Below are 17,128 nucleotides of genomic sequence, written 5' to 3'. Positions count from 1 at the left end.
GCAAGCCCGCTCCCACATTGATCGGGTTTTCACCTCAAATTAGCGGTGTTTACCACTCCGCAAAGCTGCCGTCGGCATGGCGCCAGATCGGGTTGCGCCAGCGATGCCCGATGGCCGCGCGCTCGATCACGTATTCCTCGTTGATCTCGATGCCCAGGCCTGGCCCGTTGGGGATTTTCACAAAGCCCTGGTCGTAGTCGAAAACGCCCGGATCACGTACGTAATCCAGCAGGTCGTTGCTCTCGTTGTAGTGAATGCCCAGGCTCTGTTCCTGGATGAACGCGTTGTAGCAAACCGCATCCAGCTGCAGGCACGCCGCCAGGGCAATCGGGCCGAGCGGGCAGTGCAGGGCGAGGGCCACGTCGTAGGCTTCGGCCATGTTGGCGATCTTGCGGGTTTCGGTGATACCGCCGGCGTGGGAGGCATCCGGCTGGATGATGTCGACGTAGCCTTCGCTGAGCACACGCTTGAAGTCCCAGCGCGAAAACAGACGCTCGCCAAGGGCAATCGGGGTGCTGGTGAGCGGCGCCAGTTCTTTCAGTGCTTCGTAGTTTTCACTGAGCACCGGTTCTTCGATAAACATCAGTTTGTAGGGGTCGAGTTCCTTCATCAGCACCTTGGCCATGGGCTTGTGCACCCGGCCATGGAAGTCGACGCCGATGCCGACGTTGGGGCCTACCGCGTCACGCACGGCGGCAACGTTGGCCAGGGCCTGGTCGACTTTTTCGAAGCTGTCGAGGAATTGCAGTTCTTCGGTGCCGTTCATTTTCACCGCAGTAAAACCACGGGCCACGGCTTCCTTGGCGGCGCGGGCCGTGTCGGCCGGGCGGTCGCCACCAATCCACGAGTACACGCGGATCTTGTCGCGCACCTGGCCACCGAGCAGGTCGCTGACCGACACGCCGAGGGCCTTGCCCTTGATGTCCCACAGCGCCTGGTCGATACCGGCGAGGGCGCTCATATGGATCGCGCCGCCACGGTAGAAACCGCCGCGGTAGAGTACCGTCCAGATGTCTTCGATATTGCGTGGGTCTTTGCCGATCAAGTAGTCGGACAATTCTTCGACGGCGGCAGCCACGGTGTGGGCGCGGCCCTCGACCACGGGCTCGCCCCAACCGGTCACGCCCTGGTCGGTTTCAACCTTGAGGAAGCACCAGCGCGGCGGGACGATGAAGGTGGTCAGTTTGGTGATTTTCATCTTCTTATCTCTCTTGTAGATGGAGAACGCTGATCAGCCCAAGGCATGCCAGGCCGCGACGTAGGCCTGGGCGTTGCTCGCCACTTGGGCGACGCTCATGCCCGGCTTGAATAACCCGGAGCCCAGACCGAAGCCTTTGACGCCCGCGTCGAAAAATACCTGCATGTTGTCCGGAGTGATGCCGCCCACCGGCAGCAGCACCGTGCCCGCAGGCAGTACCGCGAGCCAGGCCTTGACCACCGCCGGGCCCATTTGCTCGGCGGGGAACAGCTTCAGCACGTCGGCGCCTTCGGCCAGCGCGGCAAAAGCTTCGGTGGGCGTGGCCACACCCGGCGACAGGTACAGGCCCGCAGCCTTCGCGGCCCGCAACACCTTGGCATCGCTGTGGGGCATGACGATCACTTGGCCGCCGGCGGCTTTGACGTGATCAACCTGTTCCGGGGTCAGCACGGTGCCGGCGCCGATCAGGCAATCGGCGGGCAGGCTGTCCCGCAGGATGCGGATGCTGGAATAAGGATCCGGTGAGTTGAGCGGCACTTCGATGACCCTGAAGCCTGCGGTGTACAACACTTCGCCGATCGCCAACGCCTCCTCCGGTCGCAGGCCGCGCAGGATCGCGATCAAACCGTTGTGTGTCAGTGCTTGCTTGAGCATGTCGGGCCTCTCGTCAGGTTGCAGGCAGCAGCCCCGCCGCCATGGCCAACTGCCAAAGACCACGCTCGGTAGCCTCCTGTGCCAGGGTCACGCTGGGGAAGCCACAAAGTTGGAGTGCACGCTGGTAGCGGGTGCAGAGTTGGGTGGTGCCCACCAGCACGATGTCGCGCTGTTGGGCATTCTGGCGGGTGCGCAAGCCCATGAGTTCGTGACCGATCATCAGGCCGGACAAATAGTCGGGCTGCTCCTCGGGCGCCAGCTCGCCGGTCAATCCCAGGGTGCGGGCGCTGAACAAGGTCGACAACAGGCCGGCCTGGCCGTCCGACGACAGCGCCACCTGCACGCCGCGATCAAAAGCCGCCGCCTGGAACGCTTCGGAAGGTCGCTGAGTACGCCCCAAAATGCTGTGTTGGCTGAGCACGGCAAACAGCTCGCCGGTCATGAAGGTATCGAAGTGGGTGATGCAGCCTTCCACCACCTCGACCCACTTGGAATGGCTGCCCGGCAGGCCGATCAGTACATCGCTCCCGGTAGTGGCGGATAAGCTTTGCAGCACGCCAAGCACCTGGGTTTCTTCGCCGCGCATCACATTGGGCAAGGCGCCGCGTTGAATCACGCCGGGAACGATGTACACCGTCGCGCCACGCAGGCTGCGAACTACATGTAGTGCCTGGCCGAGGGTAGCAACGTCGGCCGGGGTATCGCGGTAAGCCGCTTCGCTCCAGCCCTGGGCGCTGCCGACCATGCCGCAGGCGATGACGGGGAGGCCGGGCCGGGCGTCGAGCCAGTCACCGCAGGCCGCGTCGAAGGCCAGCTCAAAGCCATTGCTGCAGCGAACACCGGCAATGTCCCGGGGTTCGGTGGGCAGGTGCATGATCCCCGACGCCAGGGTGCGTCGTTCGATCACGACGCCTGCCGGGCCGAGCTTATAAGCACGAAGGGAACTGGTTCCCCAATCGAGCGCGATCAATTGCGCCTGCATCGCTTCACCTGAGTGTTCTGAGCGGATGAGGCGAATATAAACCCAAGACCGGCAAAGTCTCAATATATAAATATCAGTCCCATATATAGGGAATATATAGGCTTAGAAACTCGACAGGTCCAAGGTGCGCATCGCCCCCATCCAGATCGCATGGTCGGTGTGATCCTTGAGGTCGTCGCCGGTGGTCGGGTGCAGGAACACCACCAGGCCGTTGCGGTTGAGGGCCAGCCACGGCAGTACGACGCCGATGTATTCCGGGTCGAACGCCAGCTGGCAGCTCCAGTCCGGATGCGGGCCCACCGGGCGTTCATGCACGCGGCCCATGCGCAGCGGGAACATCTGCGCGGCGTCCTCGCAGAGTTTGCGCGCCTGGTCGATGGTGTTGGCGTCGAAGTAGATGTGGGCGTGGTAGCCCTTGATACGTTGCATGACAGGCTCCGGGCTCAATGATCGGCAAATCCTAGACCGCAATGGACGGCAGGGCCAGGCCGGTCAGTGATTGTGCGCTGCTGGCTTGCTCGGTCATCAACCAGTCGACGAAACGTTCGATCAACTGGCTGCGACGTTTGCGCTGGGGCAGCACCACGTAATAGCCGAAGCGTGAGATCACCGTGTCGCCAATCGGCCGGCACAGCCACTTTTGCTCGAGCAAGTTATCCACAAGGTGGCGCCAGCCGATGGCCACACCTTGGCCGGCGATCGCGGCCTGGATCAACAGCGTGTAATTGTCGAAACGCAGTTGGCCCGGGGTGGGCGCGGTGGTGATGCCCAGCTCGCGAAACACGCCGCTCCAGTCGAACCACTGATTGTTGTTTTGCTGGCGCAGGTGCAACAACGGAAAATCCAGCAGGCTCTGCACCGGCAGCGGCGCGCTGCGGTCCTGGAGCAACTGCGGGCTGCACACCGGGAACACTTCCTCGTTGAACAGCCACAGGCTGTCGCCCTGCTTGAAACGGCCGTCGCCGAACAACACCGCCACATCGATATCGCTGCGCAACGCGGCGTGATTGCGCTCGCTGGTGACCAGGCTCACGTCCACCTGCGGGTTGGCTTCATGGAAACGGTGCAGGCGCGGCATCAGCCAATAGGCGGCGAACGCAAAGTCCGTCGCCACCTGCAGGACTTCGTGCTGGTCCTGCTCGGCAATCGCGCTCAGGCCCTGGTTGATGCTCTGCAAGCCGGCCTGCACCTGCTCGAACAACAGGGCGCCCGCGTCGGTCAGTTCGATGCCACGGTAAATGCGATCAAACAGGCGCACCTTCAGCTGTTCTTCCAGGCGCTTGATCTGCTGGCTGATGGCCGGCTGGGTGGTGCCCAACTCCATCGCCGCCGCCGTAAAGCTGCGCTGGCGCGCTGCGGCTTCAAACGCGCGCAGCAGATCGAGTGACAGGTTACCGAGGGATTCATACATAAGCTGGGCTTATCCTAGACATTGCTTCTCATGGGCTTTACCACGATTTCCATGGCCTGCATGCTCGTTCGCATAAACGTTGACTATGGAATGCCGCGAAACCATGAAGCGCAAGAACATTCTTTTTATCATGGCCGATCAGATGGCCGCGCCGATGCTTCCGTTCTACGGTCCTTCGCCTATCAAACTGCCGAACTTGAGCCGCCTCGCCGCTGAGGGCGTGGTGTTCGACGCCGCTTACTGCAACAGCCCGCTGTGCGCGCCATCGCGCTTTACCCTGGTGAGTGGGCAGTTGCCGAGCAAGATCGGCGCCTACGACAACGCGGCCGATTTCCCCGCCGACGTGCCGACTTATGCCCACTACCTGCGTCGCCTCGGCTACCGCACCGCGTTGTCGGGCAAGATGCATTTTTGCGGCCCCGACCAGCTCCACGGTTATGAAGAACGCCTGACCAGTGACATCTACCCCGCCGACTATGGCTGGGCGGTGAACTGGGATGAGCCGGACGTGCGTCCCACCTGGTACCACAACATGGCGTCGGTGCTGCAAGCCGGGCCATGCGTGCGCACCAACCAGCTGGATTTCGACGAAGAGGTGGTGTTCAAGGCCCAGCAGTACCTGTTCGACCATATCCGCGAGGACGGCGACCAGCCGTTCTGCCTGACCGTGTCGATGACCCACCCACACGATCCGTACACCATTTCCAAACCGTTCTGGGACCTGTACGACGACAACGACATCCCGTTGCCCACAACGCCGCCACAAGCAGATCTCGACCCTCACTCCCAACGCCTGCTCAAGGTCTATGACCTGTGGGACAAGCCGCTGCCGGTGAACAAGATCCGCGATGCGCGCCGCGCCTACTTCGGCGCGTGCAGCTACATCGACAGTAACGTCGGCAAGCTGCTGCAAACCCTGGAAGAAACGGGCCTGGCCGATGACACCCTCATCATTTTCTCCGGCGACCACGGCGACATGCTCGGCGAGCGCGGGCTCTGGTACAAAATGCACTGGTTTGAGATGGCCGCCCGGGTGCCGCTGCTGATCAGCGCGCCGGGGCAGTTTGCGGCGGGCCGCGTGACCGCTGCCGTGTCCACCGCCGACCTGCTGCCCACCCTGGTGGAACTGGCCGGCGGCCAACTCGACGCCAACCTGCCGCTGGACGGCCGCTCGCTGGTTTCGCACCTTCAAGGGCAGGGCGGGCACGATGAAGTGTTCGGCGAGTACATGGCCGAGGGCACCATCAGCCCACTGATGATGATCCGGCGAGGCGCCTACAAGTTCATCTACAGCGAGGACGATCCTTGCCTATTGTTCGATGTGCACAACGACCCGCACGAGCGGGAAGAACTCAGCCAGTCACCGGAACACCGGCCACTGTTCGAGGCGTTTTTGCGTGAGGCGCGGGCCAAATGGGACATCCCGGCGATCCACCAGCAGGTGCTCGCCAGCCAACGCCGTCGCCGCCTGGTATTCGAGGCGCTGACCCAAGGCAAGCTGAAGAGCTGGGACCACCAGCCACTGGTAGACGCCAGTCAGCAGTACATGCGCAACCATATCGACCTCGACGATCTGGAGCGCAAGGCACGTTTTCCACAACCCTGCCAAAACCAATAAAACTGAGGGGAAGGCCATGCAAAAGTTATCCACCGTGTTGAGCGTTGCGCTGTTGGCATTGAGCAGTGCCGGCGCCTACGCGGACTCAAGCTGCGACACCGTGAAGATGGCCGATCCGGGCTGGAGCGATATCGCCGCCACCAATGCCATTACCGGTTTCCTGTTGAACGGCATGGGCTACAAGGCCAAGGTTGACACCCTTGCGGTGCCGATCACCTTTGGCGGGCTCAAGGACGGCCAGGTGGATGTGTTCCTGGGTAACTGGATGCCTGCGCAGCAGGGCTTCTACGACAAGTTCGTGGCCAATGGCGATGTGGTGCAACTGGCGAAAAACCTCGATGGCACCGAGTTCACCCTCGCCGTGCCGGATTATGTGTGGGACGCCGGGGTGCATGATTTTGCCGACCTGAACACGTTTGCCGACAAGTTCGACAAGAAGATCTACGGCATCGGTTCGGGTGCGCCGGCGAACATCTCGTTGCAGGAAATCATCAAGAAAAACGACTTCGACCTGGGCCAGTGGAAGCTGATCGAGTCCAGTGAACAGGCGATGCTGGCCAAGGTGTCCCGGGCGGTGAAGAAGCAGAAATTCGTGACCTTCCTCGGCTGGACGCCGCACCCGATGAACGTGCAGCTGAAGATGCATTACCTCAAGGGCGGGGAAAAGTACTTTGGTGACACCGGCAGCGTGTACACCTTGACCCGCAAAGGGTATGCGCAGGCCTGCCCGAATGTGGGCAAATTGCTGACCAACCTGAGTTTCACCCAGGAGATGGAGAACGCCATCATGGCGGAGGTGGTGAACAAGAAGGTGAGCAACGTTGATGCGGCGAAGGCGTGGATCAAGGCGAATCCGGCGGTGCTGGACAAGTGGCTGGACGGGGTTAAAACCGTCGACGGCCAAGATGCGCTGGCCGCCGTAAAAGCCAAACTCTGATGCACTGATCGTTCCCACGCTCTGCGTGGGAACGCATCCGGTGACGCTCCGCGTCACGACTCAAGAGCGGACGCAGAGCGTCCAAGACGGCATTCCCACGCAGAGCGTGGGAACGATCATCATGAGCCTGATACTCTGATTCAAACCTCTTCAACCGAGTTGCCAATGCCCTGGCCCAACCGCCACACACTCTTCCCCTTCCTCAACTGGCTCCCGCGCCAAACCCGCGCCAGCGTCGGGCGAGATGCAATCGTTGGGCTGAGCGGTGCAGTCCTGGCATTACCGCAATCCATTGCCTACGCGCTGATCGCCGGTCTCCCACCGGAGTACGGCCTGTACGCCGCGATCATCCCGGTATTGATCGCCTGCTTGTGGGGCTCTTCCTGGCACCTGATCTGCGGTCCCACGGCGGCGATTTCCATCGTGCTCTACGCCAGTGTCAGCCCGCTGGCCGTGCCCGGGTCCCAGGACTACATCACGCTCATCCTGTTGCTGACCTTCCTGGCCGGCGTCTTCCAATGGCTGCTGGGGATGCTGCGCTTCGGTGCCCTGGTGAACTTCGTTTCACATTCAGTGGTGCTCGGCTTCACCCTCGGCGCGGCGGTGGTAATCGCCCTGGGGCAATTGCCCAATCTGTTGGGGCTGGATCTGCCCAGCCAGGCCACGGCGATCAACAGCCTGCTGGCGCTGATCAACCATGCCGGGGAATGGAATCACCCGCCACTGGTGCTCGGGCTCGGGACCTTGCTGGTGGGTGTACTGCTGAAACTCTGGGTGCCGCGCTGGCCCACACTGCTGATCGCGCTGGTCTTGGGTAGCCTCACCCCATGGCTATGGCCGGCGATGTTCGGGAAGGTGGCGTTGGTCAGTTCATTTGTCGGCAAACTGCCGCCCTTCAGCCCGCTGCCGATGGACCTGGACATGGTTTTGCGCCTGCTGCCGAGTGCCGTGGCGGTGGGCATGCTCGGGCTGGTGACCAGCCTGTCGATTGCGCGCTCACTGTCGGCCCGCTCCCAGCAATTGCTCGATGCAAATCAGGAAGTGCGCGCCCAGGGTTTATCCAACATCGTCGGCGGATTTTTTTCCGGGTACTTGTCGGCGGGCTCCTTCACCCGGTCGGGCCTGAGTTATGAGGCAGGCGCCTGCTCACCGCTGGCAGGGGTGTTTTCTGCGCTGTGGGTGGCGCTGTTTGCACTGTTCGGCGCGGCACTGATCGCGCATATCCCGATCCCGAGCATGGCCGCGAGCATCCTGCTGATTTGCTGGGGGTTGGTGGACCATCGCGGTATTCGGGCACTGTTCCGGGTCAGCCGCGCAGAGTTTGCGGTGATGAGCCTGACCTGCATCGCCACGCTGCTGCTGGAATTGCAGACGGCGATTTATGCGGGTGTGCTGGCGTCGCTGTTTTTCTACCTCAAGCGCACCTCGCAACCGCGAGTCCAGCAATGGCGTGACGGTGAGGACGACGTGCTGCGGGTCGGCGGGTCGATCTTTTTCGGCGCCAGCCATTATCTGCAAGTACGGCTGCAGAGCCTGCACGGCCAGCGGGTGGTGATCGAGGCACAGCAGATCAACTTTATCGACTATTCCGGAGTGGAGATGCTGCACCAGGAAGCGCGCCGATTGAACGGATTGGGGCGCAGCCTGGCGTTGCGCAAGGCCCGGCCGCAGGTGGTGGAAGAGTTGAAGAAACTGGAAGGGGCGGAGAAATGCCCCCTCCATTTCGAAGACTGAATGCGGTTAAAACTGTGGGAGCGGGCTTGCTTCAGGCCAGTTGCCTACGCAGTTCAGCTAATACCGGCGCCGAATCCGGGCGCACGCCGCGCCACAGGTAGAACGCTTCCGCCGCCTGCTCCACCAACATTCCCAGGCCATCCATCGCTACCGCGGCGCCCTGATCATTGGCCCAACGGCAAAACGCCGTAGGCTCTTTGCCGTACATCATGTCGTAGCAAAAAGTCTTTCCGGGTTCGATCAGGCTACCCGCAATCGGCGGTACATCGCCTGACAGGCTGGCGGACGTGGCGTTGATGATCAGGTCCACCGGCTCACGCAGCCAGTCGAAACCGCTGGCGGACACCGGGCCGAGGTCGTCGAACAGCTCGGCGAGCAATTCGGCCTTTTCCACAGTGCGGTTGGCGATGATCAGCGAAGCCGGCTGCTCAGCCAGCAACGGTTCCAGCGCACCGCGCACCGCACCACCAGCCCCCAGCAGCAGAATGCGTTTGCCTTGCAGGCTGAGCCCGGCATTCACCGTCAAATCCCGCACCAGGCCGGCGCCGTCGGTGTTGTCCCCCAACAGGCTGCCATCGGCGAGCTTGCTCAAGGTATTCACCGCGCCGGCCCGTTGGGCGCGTTCGGTCAGGGTGTTGGCCAGGCGATAGGCCTCTTCCTTGAACGGCACGGTGACGTTGGCACCACGGCCTTGTGCGAAAAATGCTTTTGCACAGCCGGTGAAATCCTCCAACGGCGCGAGCAAGGTGCTGTAGTCCAGTTGCTCGCCAGTTTGTTCGGCGAACAGGCGATGAATCAGCGGCGACTTGCTGTGGCCGATGGGGTTGCCGAAAACGACATAACGATCCATCAGACCGCCGCCTTGGGCAGCACGCCCAGCCAGTCGCGGTCTTGCAGGTAGTAGTCGGTGAGACGCGCTTCTTCACTGTCGGGCGCGGCTTTCCAGTCATAGCTCCAGCGCACTTGCGGCGGCAGCGACATCAGGATCGACTCGGTGCGCCCGCCTGATTGCAGGCCGAACAAGGTGCCACGGTCGTAGACCAGGTTGAACTCGACGTAGCGGCCACGGCGGAATTCCTGGAATTCGCGCTGCTGCTCGGTATAGGCCATGGCCTTGCGGCGCTGGACGATTGGCAGGTAGGCGTCAATGTAGGCGTCGCCGATGGCGCGCATGAAGGCGAAGCTGGTGTCGAAGTCCCACTCGTTCAAATCATCGAAGAACAAACCGCCGATGCCCCGGGGTTCGTTGCGGTGCTTGATGTGGAAGTAGGTGTCGCACCAGGCCTTGTAGCGCGAGTACACGTCCGGGCCAAACGGCGCGCAGGCCTGCTCGGCGACGCGGTGCCAGTGGATGCAGTCTTCTTCGTTGCCGTAGTAGGGCGTCAGGTCGAAGCCGCCACCGAACCACCACACCGGCTCTTCGCCTTCTTTTTCAGCGATGAAAAACCGTACGTTGGCGTGGGAAGTCGGCACATGGGGGTTGTGCGGGTGGATCACCAGCGACACGCCGAGGGCTTCAAAACCGCGACCGGCCAATTCCGGGCGATGGGCACTGGCGGACGGTGGGAGGCCGCTGCCAAACACGTGGGAAAAATTAACGCCGCCTTTTTCGATCACCGAACCGTTTTCGATCACACGGGTACGACCACCGCCGCCGGCAGGCCGGGTCCAGGCGTCTTCGATAAAGCGAGTGTCCGTCTCAAAGGTTTCCAGGGCGCTGCAAATGCGGTCTTGCAGGTCGAGCAGGTAGGCTTTGACAGCCTCGGTGCGGGTAGTCATGACATCACCTTGAATCGGGCAAAGCTACGCGAGGCCATTGGGCGTCGGCGGCAAATGGGCGCACAGGATACCACTGCACCCACTACTGCCACAGTTGACGAAGATCAAGCTTAGGAGTCCGATAGGGGGCTACGCGAAATGACTTAAGGAGAGTGCAGATGGCCAAACGTATCCAGTTCCGTGCCCATGGCGGCCCCGAAGTACTTGAGTATGTGGACTACACCCCGGCAGAACCCGGCCCGCAGCAGGTTCGCGTGCAGAACAAGGCCATTGGCCTGAACTTCATCGACACGTATTTCCGCAGCGGCCTGTACGCGCCACCGGCCTTGCCGTCGGGCCTGGGCGCTGAAGGCGCTGGCGTGGTTGAAGCAGTAGGCAGTGAAGTCACTCAATTCAAGGTTGGGGATCGCGTGGCCTACGGCAGCGGCCCACTGGGTGCCTACAGCGAACTGCATGTGCTGCCGGCCGCCAACCTGGTGCACCTGCCAGACGACATCAGCTTCGAACAGGCCGCTGGCGCGATGCTCAAGGGCCTGACGGTGCAGTACCTGTTGCGCCAGACCTATGAGTTGAAAGGCGGCGAAACCATTCTGTTCCACGCCGCTGCCGGTGGCGTGGGCTCGCTGGCGTGCCAATGGGCCAAGGCCTTGGGCGTGAAGCTGATCGGTACCGTCAGTTCGCCGGAAAAAGCAGCGCTGGCCAAATCCCTCGGTGCCTGGGAAACCATCGACTACAGCAAGGAAAACGTCGCACAGCGCGTGCTGGAACTGACTGACGGCAAGAAATGCCCGGTGGTGTACGACGGTGTAGGCAAGGACACCTGGCTCACGTCCTTGGACAGCGTGGCGCCACGCGGGTTGGTGGTGAGTTTTGGGAATGCCTCGGGGGCTGTGGATGGGGTTAACCTGGGGATTCTGGCAGCGAAAGGTTCGCTGTATGTGACCCGGCCGACCCTGGCGACTTATGCCAACAACCCGGAAAACCTGCAGGCGATGGCGGATGACCTGTTTTCGATGATCATCAGTGGCAAGTTGCAGATTGATATTAATCAGCGGTTTTCGCTGGGGGATGCGGCGAAGGCGCAGATTGAGTTGTCGGCGCGGCGGACGACTGGGTCGACCATTCTGTTGCCATAGGGCGTTGGATTTTCAGCGGGTTTGAGGGCCTCTTCGCGAGCAAGCCCGCTCCCACATTTGAATGCGCTCCGCCTTTGGAATGCGGCCGAATGTGGGAGCGGGCTTGCTCGCGAATGCAGGCGACTCGGTCTCAGGAAGGGCGCACAACCTCGCCCGTCGCCAGATCCCGAATCAGACTCGGATTCTTCCGCCCCCCAAGATTCCCGCCCAACACTAGATCCACCTGCCCACGGAAATACTGCTCCACACGAATCCGCGTGCGCGCCGCCGGGCGGCCCTGTGGGTTGGCCGAGGTGGAAATCAATGGCCCGACCAACGAGCACAGATCCCGCACTTGCGGATGATCAGTCACCCGCAACGCCACCGTGTCATGCACCCCGGTAATCCACTCGGGCAACAAGTTCTGATGGGGCACCAGCCACGTATTCGGGCCAGGCCAGGTACTGGCCATGCGGTCCATCCACTCATCAGGAAAGTCTTCGAAGAGAAAATCGAACTGACGAATATTGTCGGCAATCAGGATCAGACCTTTATCCACAGACCGGCCCTTGATCGCCAGCAACCGATCCACGGCCTCTTCGTTCCAAGGGTCACAGCCCAGGCCCCAGACCGCCTCGGTTGGATAGGCAATCACCGCGCCTGCGCGAATTTCTCGTGCGGCTTCTCGCACACGCCACCTGTTGACCATTACTCACTCTCCGGACTAAAGCTCTGCGCAGTTTACCGATCTTCGTTACAAAACCTAGCCGCGCGCAAGCCAGCGCCCGCTTTCGCAGATTACCCGGCCTTCCAGCTCCAGTTCCGTCAAGCTGGCCAGCACCTCGGACAACGCCCTCCCGCTGGCAATCGCCAAGGCTTCACTGGTCTGGGGCGCCGCGTGCAGCAGCGCCACCAGTGGGTGAGTGACCGCAATCGGCGCCGGGCGGGACAGTGCCTGCCAGCCACGCAGGTTTTCGAGAATGTGTTCGATGGTTTCCACCAGCACCGCACCATCTCGAATCAATTGATGGCAGCCTTTGGCCCCGGGGTGATGGATCGAGCCGGGGATGGCGTATACCTCGCGGCCTTGCTCCGCCGCCAACCGAGCAGTGATCAGCGAACCGCTGGCCATACTGGCTTCCACCACCAGCACCCCAAGAGACAGGCCGCTGATTATGCGGTTACGTCGCGGGAAGTTACCGGCTTGTGGCGGGGCGTCCAACGGAAACTCGGAAACCACGGCGCTGCCTTGGGCAATCATCGCTTCGGCCAAGCGTCGGTGGCGCTGTGGATAAAAATTTTCGAGCCCGGTGCCCAGTACGCCAATTGTATGTCCACCGACATCCAAAGCCGCTTGGTGAGCAGCGCCGTCGATACCCAGGGCAAGGCCACTGGTGATGACAAAACCGGCACTCGCCAGGCTGCGGGAAAACGCGGCGGCGGTGTCCATTCCTGGCCTGGAGGCACGACGGCTGCCGACCATCGCCAATTGCGGTTTTTCCAGAATCGCCGGGTTGCCGGCGACGAATAATAGCGGGGGCGCGTCATCCAATTCTGCGAGCAATGCCGGGTAGTCGGGTTGGTCCCACATCAGCAAATGCTGGGCTGGACGCTCCAACCAGGCCAATGCCGCGCTGGCGCCATCACGTACTTCCTCGCAACGCCGGGCATCGACGCTGGCCACCTTGAGGCCAAGAGAACGCCAGGCACTCGCCGGTGCGCTGATGGCTTTTGACGCAGAACCAAAGGCCTCGATAAGTTTTTTAAAGCCCTTGGGACCCAGTTCCGGCAGCCTGTGCAAGCGTAGTCGGGCTTCCAGCTCTGCCGGGGAAATTTCGCGGTTATTCGTCGGTAACATTTGATCGTCCTTGATCGGAACAAGCTGTGGATAACTCTGTTGGTAACTTATTTAGCAACCTAATTATTGCCTTTGATCATGCGCCTCAAAACGGTCCATTACCGCCAGCGAACGCGACGCGCTGAGCACCAGGCCGTAGCTGAGCTTTTCGTAAGTGCGAAACACCAATAGCTTCCCGGCAGGTTCGTCAGGCACCTTCACCGGAGCGCCGGTCACTTGATCGCGAAGGGTTTCTCCGGCTTTCACCACGGCCAGCACATGGCCTTCCATCAGGCCGTCACGGCGTCCCTTGTTCAACGTCACGGCATCCAGCACGCCGACCTGCGTCACGCCCCGGGGCACGTCGATGATGTGCCCGGCAATGGCGCGGGCAGGCCACTGAACCACCAAACTGGCCAGGTCGGTGGCTGCTTGCTGCCTGAGCAACCGTTCCCCGGGACGCACCTCCTGGGTCACCCGCTGCACACCCAATGTGCTGACGTCGCCCGCTGTCACAAAACGTGCGGTGCCAATGTCGTCAGCGTTGATGCCCAGCAATTCCTGGCTATCAGGGTCGGTGTAGGCCTTGCCCCGGCGAAAGATTCCATAGCTTGGGACGGCAGGGTCCAGTACGCCCCGCGCATAAACACGCTCGCCATTGGCCCCCAACACTCGGCCGGCATCTGCTGCAACAATATAGGGAGCGTGGTCCAGTTCCTGGGGCGAATCGAGAATGCGGTTGTGCAGTAAAAAGCGCTGGATGGCTTGTTGCGTATGAAGCGGCAGCGGTTGACCCGCCTGTGGAAAGCTCGCGGGAACCTGGCCAACAACGGCCTGGGCCCACAGCAGCAAGACGAGTAGCGATTTCCTCATGGGGTGAATCTCCTTTATTATGTGCATTCGCGTGAAACGCCTTGGCCTTCGCGGCTCTCGGACGTTCTCCCACGGCACTTACTCCGGTACAGCAGGGGTCCATCCCCGGCGCCGACTTGCCTTTACCTCACATGTGCAGCAATTACGCTTATGGCTATTTTGAACATCCTCGAATTTCCGGACTCACGCCTGCGCACCATCGCCAAGCCAGTGGCCGTAGTGGACGCCAAGGTTCGTCAGTTGGTCGATGACATGTTTGAAACAATGTATGAAGCCCCGGGTATCGGCCTCGCCGCGACCCAGGTCGACGTGCATCAGCGCGTCGTGGTCATGGACCTGTCCGAAGACCGCAGCGAGCCCCTGGTGTTTATCAACCCTGAGTTCGAAACCCTGACCGACGAGATGGGCCAGTATCAGGAAGGCTGCCTGTCGGTGCCGGACTTCTACGAGAACGTCGACCGTCCCCAGCGCGTCAAGATCAAAGCTCTGGACCGTGACGGCAAGCCGTTCGAGATGATTGCCGAAGGCCTGCTGGCGGTGTGCATTCAACACGAATGCGACCACCTCAACGGCAAGCTGTTTGTCGATTACCTGTCCACGCTTAAACGCGACCGGATCAAGAAGAAGCTGGAAAAGAAGCATCGCCAGCAAGCTTGATTCCCTTCTTTCAAAGGCTTGCTCCGGCAAGCCTTTTTCTTTTGTGAGACGTTTCCCATGACCGAGCCACTGCGCATCGTTTTTGCCGGCACCCCCGAATTCGCCGCCGAACATCTCAAGGCCCTGCTCGCCAGCCCGTATGAAATCGTGGCGGTCTACACCCAGCCCGATCGCCCGGCCGGTCGTGGGCAAAAGCTGATGCCCAGCCCGGTCAAACAGCTTGCACTTGAGAACAACATTGTCGTGCTGCAGCCGCCAACCCTGCGCAACGCCGACGCCCAGGCCGAACTGGCTGCGCTGAAGCCGGACCTGCTGGTGGTAGTGGCTTATGGTTTGATCCTGCCCCAGGCCGTGCTGGATATCCCGCGCCTGGGTTGCATCAACAGCCACGCCTCGCTGCTGCCTCGCTGGCGTGGCGCGGCACCGATCCAGCGCGCCGTTGAAGCCGGTGACGCCGAAAGTGGTGTGACCGTGATGCGCATGGAAGCGGGCCTGGACACGGGCCCGATGCTGTTGAAAGTCACCACCCCGATCACCGGTCAAGACACCGGCGGCAGCCTGCACGACCGCCTCGCCGAAATGGGCCCGCCGGCTGTAATCCAAGCCATCGCCGGCCTGGCCGCCGGCACCTTGGAAGGCGAAGTACAGGACGACAGCCTCGCCACCTACGCCCACAAACTGAACAAGGATGAAGCCCGCATCGACTGGAGCCGCCCGGCCGTTGAGCTGGAACGCCTGGTACGCGCCTTCAACCCGTGGCCAATCTGCCACAGCACCCTCAATGGCGAAGCCTTGAAAGTACTGGCCGCCACCTTGGCCGATGGCAAAGGAGCCCCCGGCGAGATCATCGGCGCCAGTAAGGACGGCCTGCTGGTGGCCTGCGGTGAACAGGCGCTGTGCCTGACCCGTCTGCAATTGCCCGGCGGCAAGGCGCTGAACTTCAGCGATTTGTTCAACAGCCGCCGTGAGAAATTTGCCGTAGGTATCGTCCTCGGCCAAGCGGTGGACGCTCAATGAACCCACGTCTGGCCGCCGCCAAGGCCCTGGCCGCCGTACTCAACGGCAAGGCTTCCCTCAACAGTTCGTTGCCGACCCAACTGGATAAAGTTGAAGACCGCGATCGCGGCTTTACCCAAGACCTGGCTTTCGGCACCGCCCGCTGGCAGCCACGTTTGTCGGCGCTGGCGGCCAAACTGCTGCAAAAGCCGTTCAAGGCGGCAGATGCCGATGTCGAGGCACTGCTGCTGGTGGGCCTCTATCAACTGCTCTACACCCGCGTGCCGGCCCACGCCGCCATCGGCGAAACCGTGGGTTGCGCCGACAAGCTGAAAAAGCCCTGGGCCAAGGCCTTGCTCAACGCCGTGCTACGCCGCGCCCAGCGCGAAAGCGAAGCGCTGCTGGCCGAGCTGGAACATGATCCGGTGGTGCGCACCGCTCACCCGCGCTGGCTGCAAAAATCCCTGAAGGCATTCTGGCCCGCGCAATGGGAAGCCATCTGCGCCGCCAACAATGCGCACCCGCCGATGATCCTGCGGGTCAATCGCCGTCATCACACCCGCGACGCTTATCTCACGTTGCTTGGCGAAGCCGGTGTAGCCGCCACGGCCTGTGTCTACAGTCAGGACGGCATCGTTCTTACAGAACCGGGTGATGTCCGTAACTTGCCCGGGTTCGCCGAAGGCTGGATCAGCGTGCAGGACGAAGCCGCGCAACTGGCCGCTGACCTGCTGGACCTGGCGCCTGGCCAACGAGTGCTGGACGCCTGCTGCGCCCCCGGTGGCAAAACCTGCCACATCATGGAAGTGCAAGCGGACCTGGCCGGCGTCGTCGCCGTCGACCTGGAAGCCAAGCGCCTGGTGCGCGTGCGGGAAAACCTCGCGCGTCTGGGCCTGAGCGCCGAACTGATTGCCGCCGACGGCCGCGACACCGCCACCTGGTGGGACGGCAAGCCCTTCCAGCGCATCCTGCTGGACGCCCCGTGCTCCGCCACCGGCGTGATCCGCCGTCACCCGGACATCAAACTGACCCGCCAACCCGACGACATCGCCGCCTTGGCCGTGCTGCAAGGCGAGTTGCTGGACGCGCTGTGGCCGACCCTCGAAGTCGGCGGCATCCTGCTGTACGCCACCTGCTCGACGCTGCCCACCGAAAACACCGAAGTCATCGAAGCCTTCCTGGCTCGCACCAGCGGCGCACGGGAACTGGACCTCGACATCCAGGCCGGGATCAAGCAGCATCATGGCCGCCAGTTGCTGGCCCAGGAAGGCGGCCACGACGGGTTCTATTACGCCAAGCTGATCAAGATTGCCGCCGCTCGCGGCTGAATGGTTTTA

At 62.0% G+C, this 17,128-nt stretch carries 17 protein-coding genes; 7 read left to right on the top strand and 10 right to left on the bottom strand.

The genetic code is table 11. The features are described from left to right. Window positions 1-49: 49 nt before the first annotated feature. The 5 genes from dgoD to D109_RS0116995 all read right to left on the bottom strand — a co-directional run bounded on the left by dgoD (window position 50) and on the right by D109_RS0116995 (window position 4,245). Window positions 50-1,198 carry a galactonate dehydratase gene (gene dgoD, locus D109_RS0117015; protein WP_003213645.1) on the bottom strand — a complete coding sequence of 383 codons (1,149 nt, stop codon included), beginning with the start codon at window positions 1,196-1,198 and terminating at the stop codon, window positions 50-52. Between the two features lie 33 nt (window positions 1,199-1,231). Then, window positions 1,232-1,852, bottom strand: coding sequence for a 2-dehydro-3-deoxy-6-phosphogalactonate aldolase (locus tag D109_RS0117010; protein WP_017477937.1), 621 nt, complete (start codon window positions 1,850-1,852; stop codon window positions 1,232-1,234). Window positions 1,853-1,865: 13 nt separating this feature from the next. Continuing rightward, on the bottom strand, window positions 1,866-2,834 hold the full coding sequence (locus tag D109_RS0117005; RefSeq protein ID WP_017477936.1) for a 2-dehydro-3-deoxygalactonokinase: 969 nt from the start codon (window positions 2,832-2,834) through the stop codon (window positions 1,866-1,868). Between the two features lie 102 nt (window positions 2,835-2,936). After that, complete coding sequence (locus D109_RS0117000; RefSeq protein ID WP_017477935.1) at window positions 2,937-3,263, bottom strand: DOPA 4,5-dioxygenase family protein; 327 nt, start codon at window positions 3,261-3,263, stop codon at window positions 2,937-2,939. A 31-nt stretch (window positions 3,264-3,294) separates the two neighbouring features. After that, window positions 3,295-4,245 (bottom strand): LysR family transcriptional regulator, encoded by a 951-nt coding sequence (locus D109_RS0116995; RefSeq protein WP_017477934.1) that lies wholly within the window; start codon window positions 4,243-4,245, stop codon window positions 3,295-3,297. 103 nt (window positions 4,246-4,348) lie between these two features. On the opposite strand from D109_RS0116995, the gene betC reads away from it, so the two are divergent. The 3 genes from betC (at window position 4,349) to D109_RS0116980 (ending at window position 8,534) form a co-directional block, all read left to right on the top strand. Further along, entirely contained in the window at window positions 4,349-5,863 is a 1,515-nt protein-coding gene (gene betC, locus D109_RS0116990; protein ID WP_026078027.1) for a choline-sulfatase, read from the top strand. A gap of 16 nt (window positions 5,864-5,879) precedes the next feature. Next, window positions 5,880-6,800: a choline ABC transporter substrate-binding protein gene (choX, locus tag D109_RS0116985; RefSeq protein WP_017477932.1), complete on the top strand. Its 921-nt coding sequence runs from the start codon at window positions 5,880-5,882 to the stop codon at window positions 6,798-6,800. Window positions 6,801-6,965: 165 nt separating this feature from the next. Further along, on the top strand, window positions 6,966-8,534 hold the full coding sequence (locus D109_RS0116980; protein ID WP_017477931.1) for a SulP family inorganic anion transporter: 1,569 nt from the start codon (window positions 6,966-6,968) through the stop codon (window positions 8,532-8,534). A 31-nt stretch (window positions 8,535-8,565) separates the two neighbouring features. On the opposite strand, the gene aroE is transcribed toward D109_RS0116980, so the two are convergent. Both aroE and hemF read right to left on the bottom strand, forming a co-directional pair. Further along, the gene (aroE, locus tag D109_RS0116975; RefSeq protein WP_017477930.1) at window positions 8,566-9,384 is read right to left on the bottom strand and encodes a shikimate dehydrogenase; all 819 of its coding nucleotides are present in this window, start codon (window positions 9,382-9,384) and stop codon (window positions 8,566-8,568) included. Further along, window positions 9,384-10,313 carry an oxygen-dependent coproporphyrinogen oxidase gene (gene hemF / locus D109_RS0116970; protein WP_017477929.1) on the bottom strand — a complete coding sequence of 310 codons (930 nt, stop codon included), beginning with the start codon at window positions 10,311-10,313 and terminating at the stop codon, window positions 9,384-9,386. The genes aroE and hemF overlap by 1 nt, the downstream gene beginning before the upstream one ends. A gap of 158 nt (window positions 10,314-10,471) precedes the next feature. Here hemF and D109_RS0116965 point away from each other — a divergent pair, with 158 nt between their 5' ends. Next, a complete protein-coding gene (locus tag D109_RS0116965) occupies window positions 10,472-11,449 on the top strand; it encodes an NADPH:quinone reductase (protein WP_003213623.1) in 978 nt (325 codons plus the stop codon). A gap of 130 nt (window positions 11,450-11,579) precedes the next feature. On the opposite strand, the gene D109_RS0116960 is transcribed toward D109_RS0116965, so the two are convergent. From D109_RS0116960 to D109_RS0116950, 3 genes are all read right to left on the bottom strand, one after another. Next, window positions 11,580-12,137 carry an L-threonylcarbamoyladenylate synthase gene (locus tag D109_RS0116960; protein ID WP_017477928.1) on the bottom strand — a complete coding sequence of 186 codons (558 nt, stop codon included), beginning with the start codon at window positions 12,135-12,137 and terminating at the stop codon, window positions 11,580-11,582. 54 nt (window positions 12,138-12,191) lie between these two features. Continuing rightward, the gene (dprA, locus tag D109_RS0116955) at window positions 12,192-13,286 is read right to left on the bottom strand and encodes a DNA-processing protein DprA (protein ID WP_017477927.1); all 1,095 of its coding nucleotides are present in this window, start codon (window positions 13,284-13,286) and stop codon (window positions 12,192-12,194) included. 63 nt (window positions 13,287-13,349) lie between these two features. Further along, the gene (locus tag D109_RS0116950) at window positions 13,350-14,138 is read right to left on the bottom strand and encodes a hypothetical protein (RefSeq protein WP_026078026.1); all 789 of its coding nucleotides are present in this window, start codon (window positions 14,136-14,138) and stop codon (window positions 13,350-13,352) included. Between the two features lie 150 nt (window positions 14,139-14,288). Here D109_RS0116950 and def point away from each other — a divergent pair, with 150 nt between their 5' ends. Genes def through rsmB form a run of 3 tightly spaced genes read left to right on the top strand, consistent with a single transcriptional unit; the run spans window position 14,289 to window position 17,119 of the window. After that, window positions 14,289-14,795, top strand: a complete 507-nt coding sequence (gene def, locus D109_RS0116945) for a peptide deformylase (RefSeq protein WP_003213617.1) — start codon at window positions 14,289-14,291, stop codon at window positions 14,793-14,795. A 57-nt stretch (window positions 14,796-14,852) separates the two neighbouring features. Next, the gene (gene fmt, locus D109_RS0116940; RefSeq protein WP_017477925.1) at window positions 14,853-15,812 is read left to right on the top strand and encodes a methionyl-tRNA formyltransferase; all 960 of its coding nucleotides are present in this window, start codon (window positions 14,853-14,855) and stop codon (window positions 15,810-15,812) included. Beyond that, window positions 15,809-17,119 (top strand): 16S rRNA (cytosine(967)-C(5))-methyltransferase RsmB, encoded by a 1,311-nt coding sequence (gene rsmB / locus D109_RS0116935; RefSeq protein WP_017477924.1) that lies wholly within the window; start codon window positions 15,809-15,811, stop codon window positions 17,117-17,119. Before fmt ends, rsmB begins: the two co-directional genes overlap by 4 nt. The last annotated feature ends 9 nt before the right edge of the window (window positions 17,120-17,128 follow it).

Origin of the sequence: Pseudomonas sp. PAMC 26793 (assembly GCF_000313235.1) — a bacterium.
Taxonomy (GTDB): Bacteria; Pseudomonadota; Gammaproteobacteria; order Pseudomonadales; family Pseudomonadaceae; genus Aquipseudomonas; species Aquipseudomonas yamanorum.
Note: the sequence above shows the minus strand (reverse complement) of the source record. Positions and strands in the feature narration are given on the sequence as shown.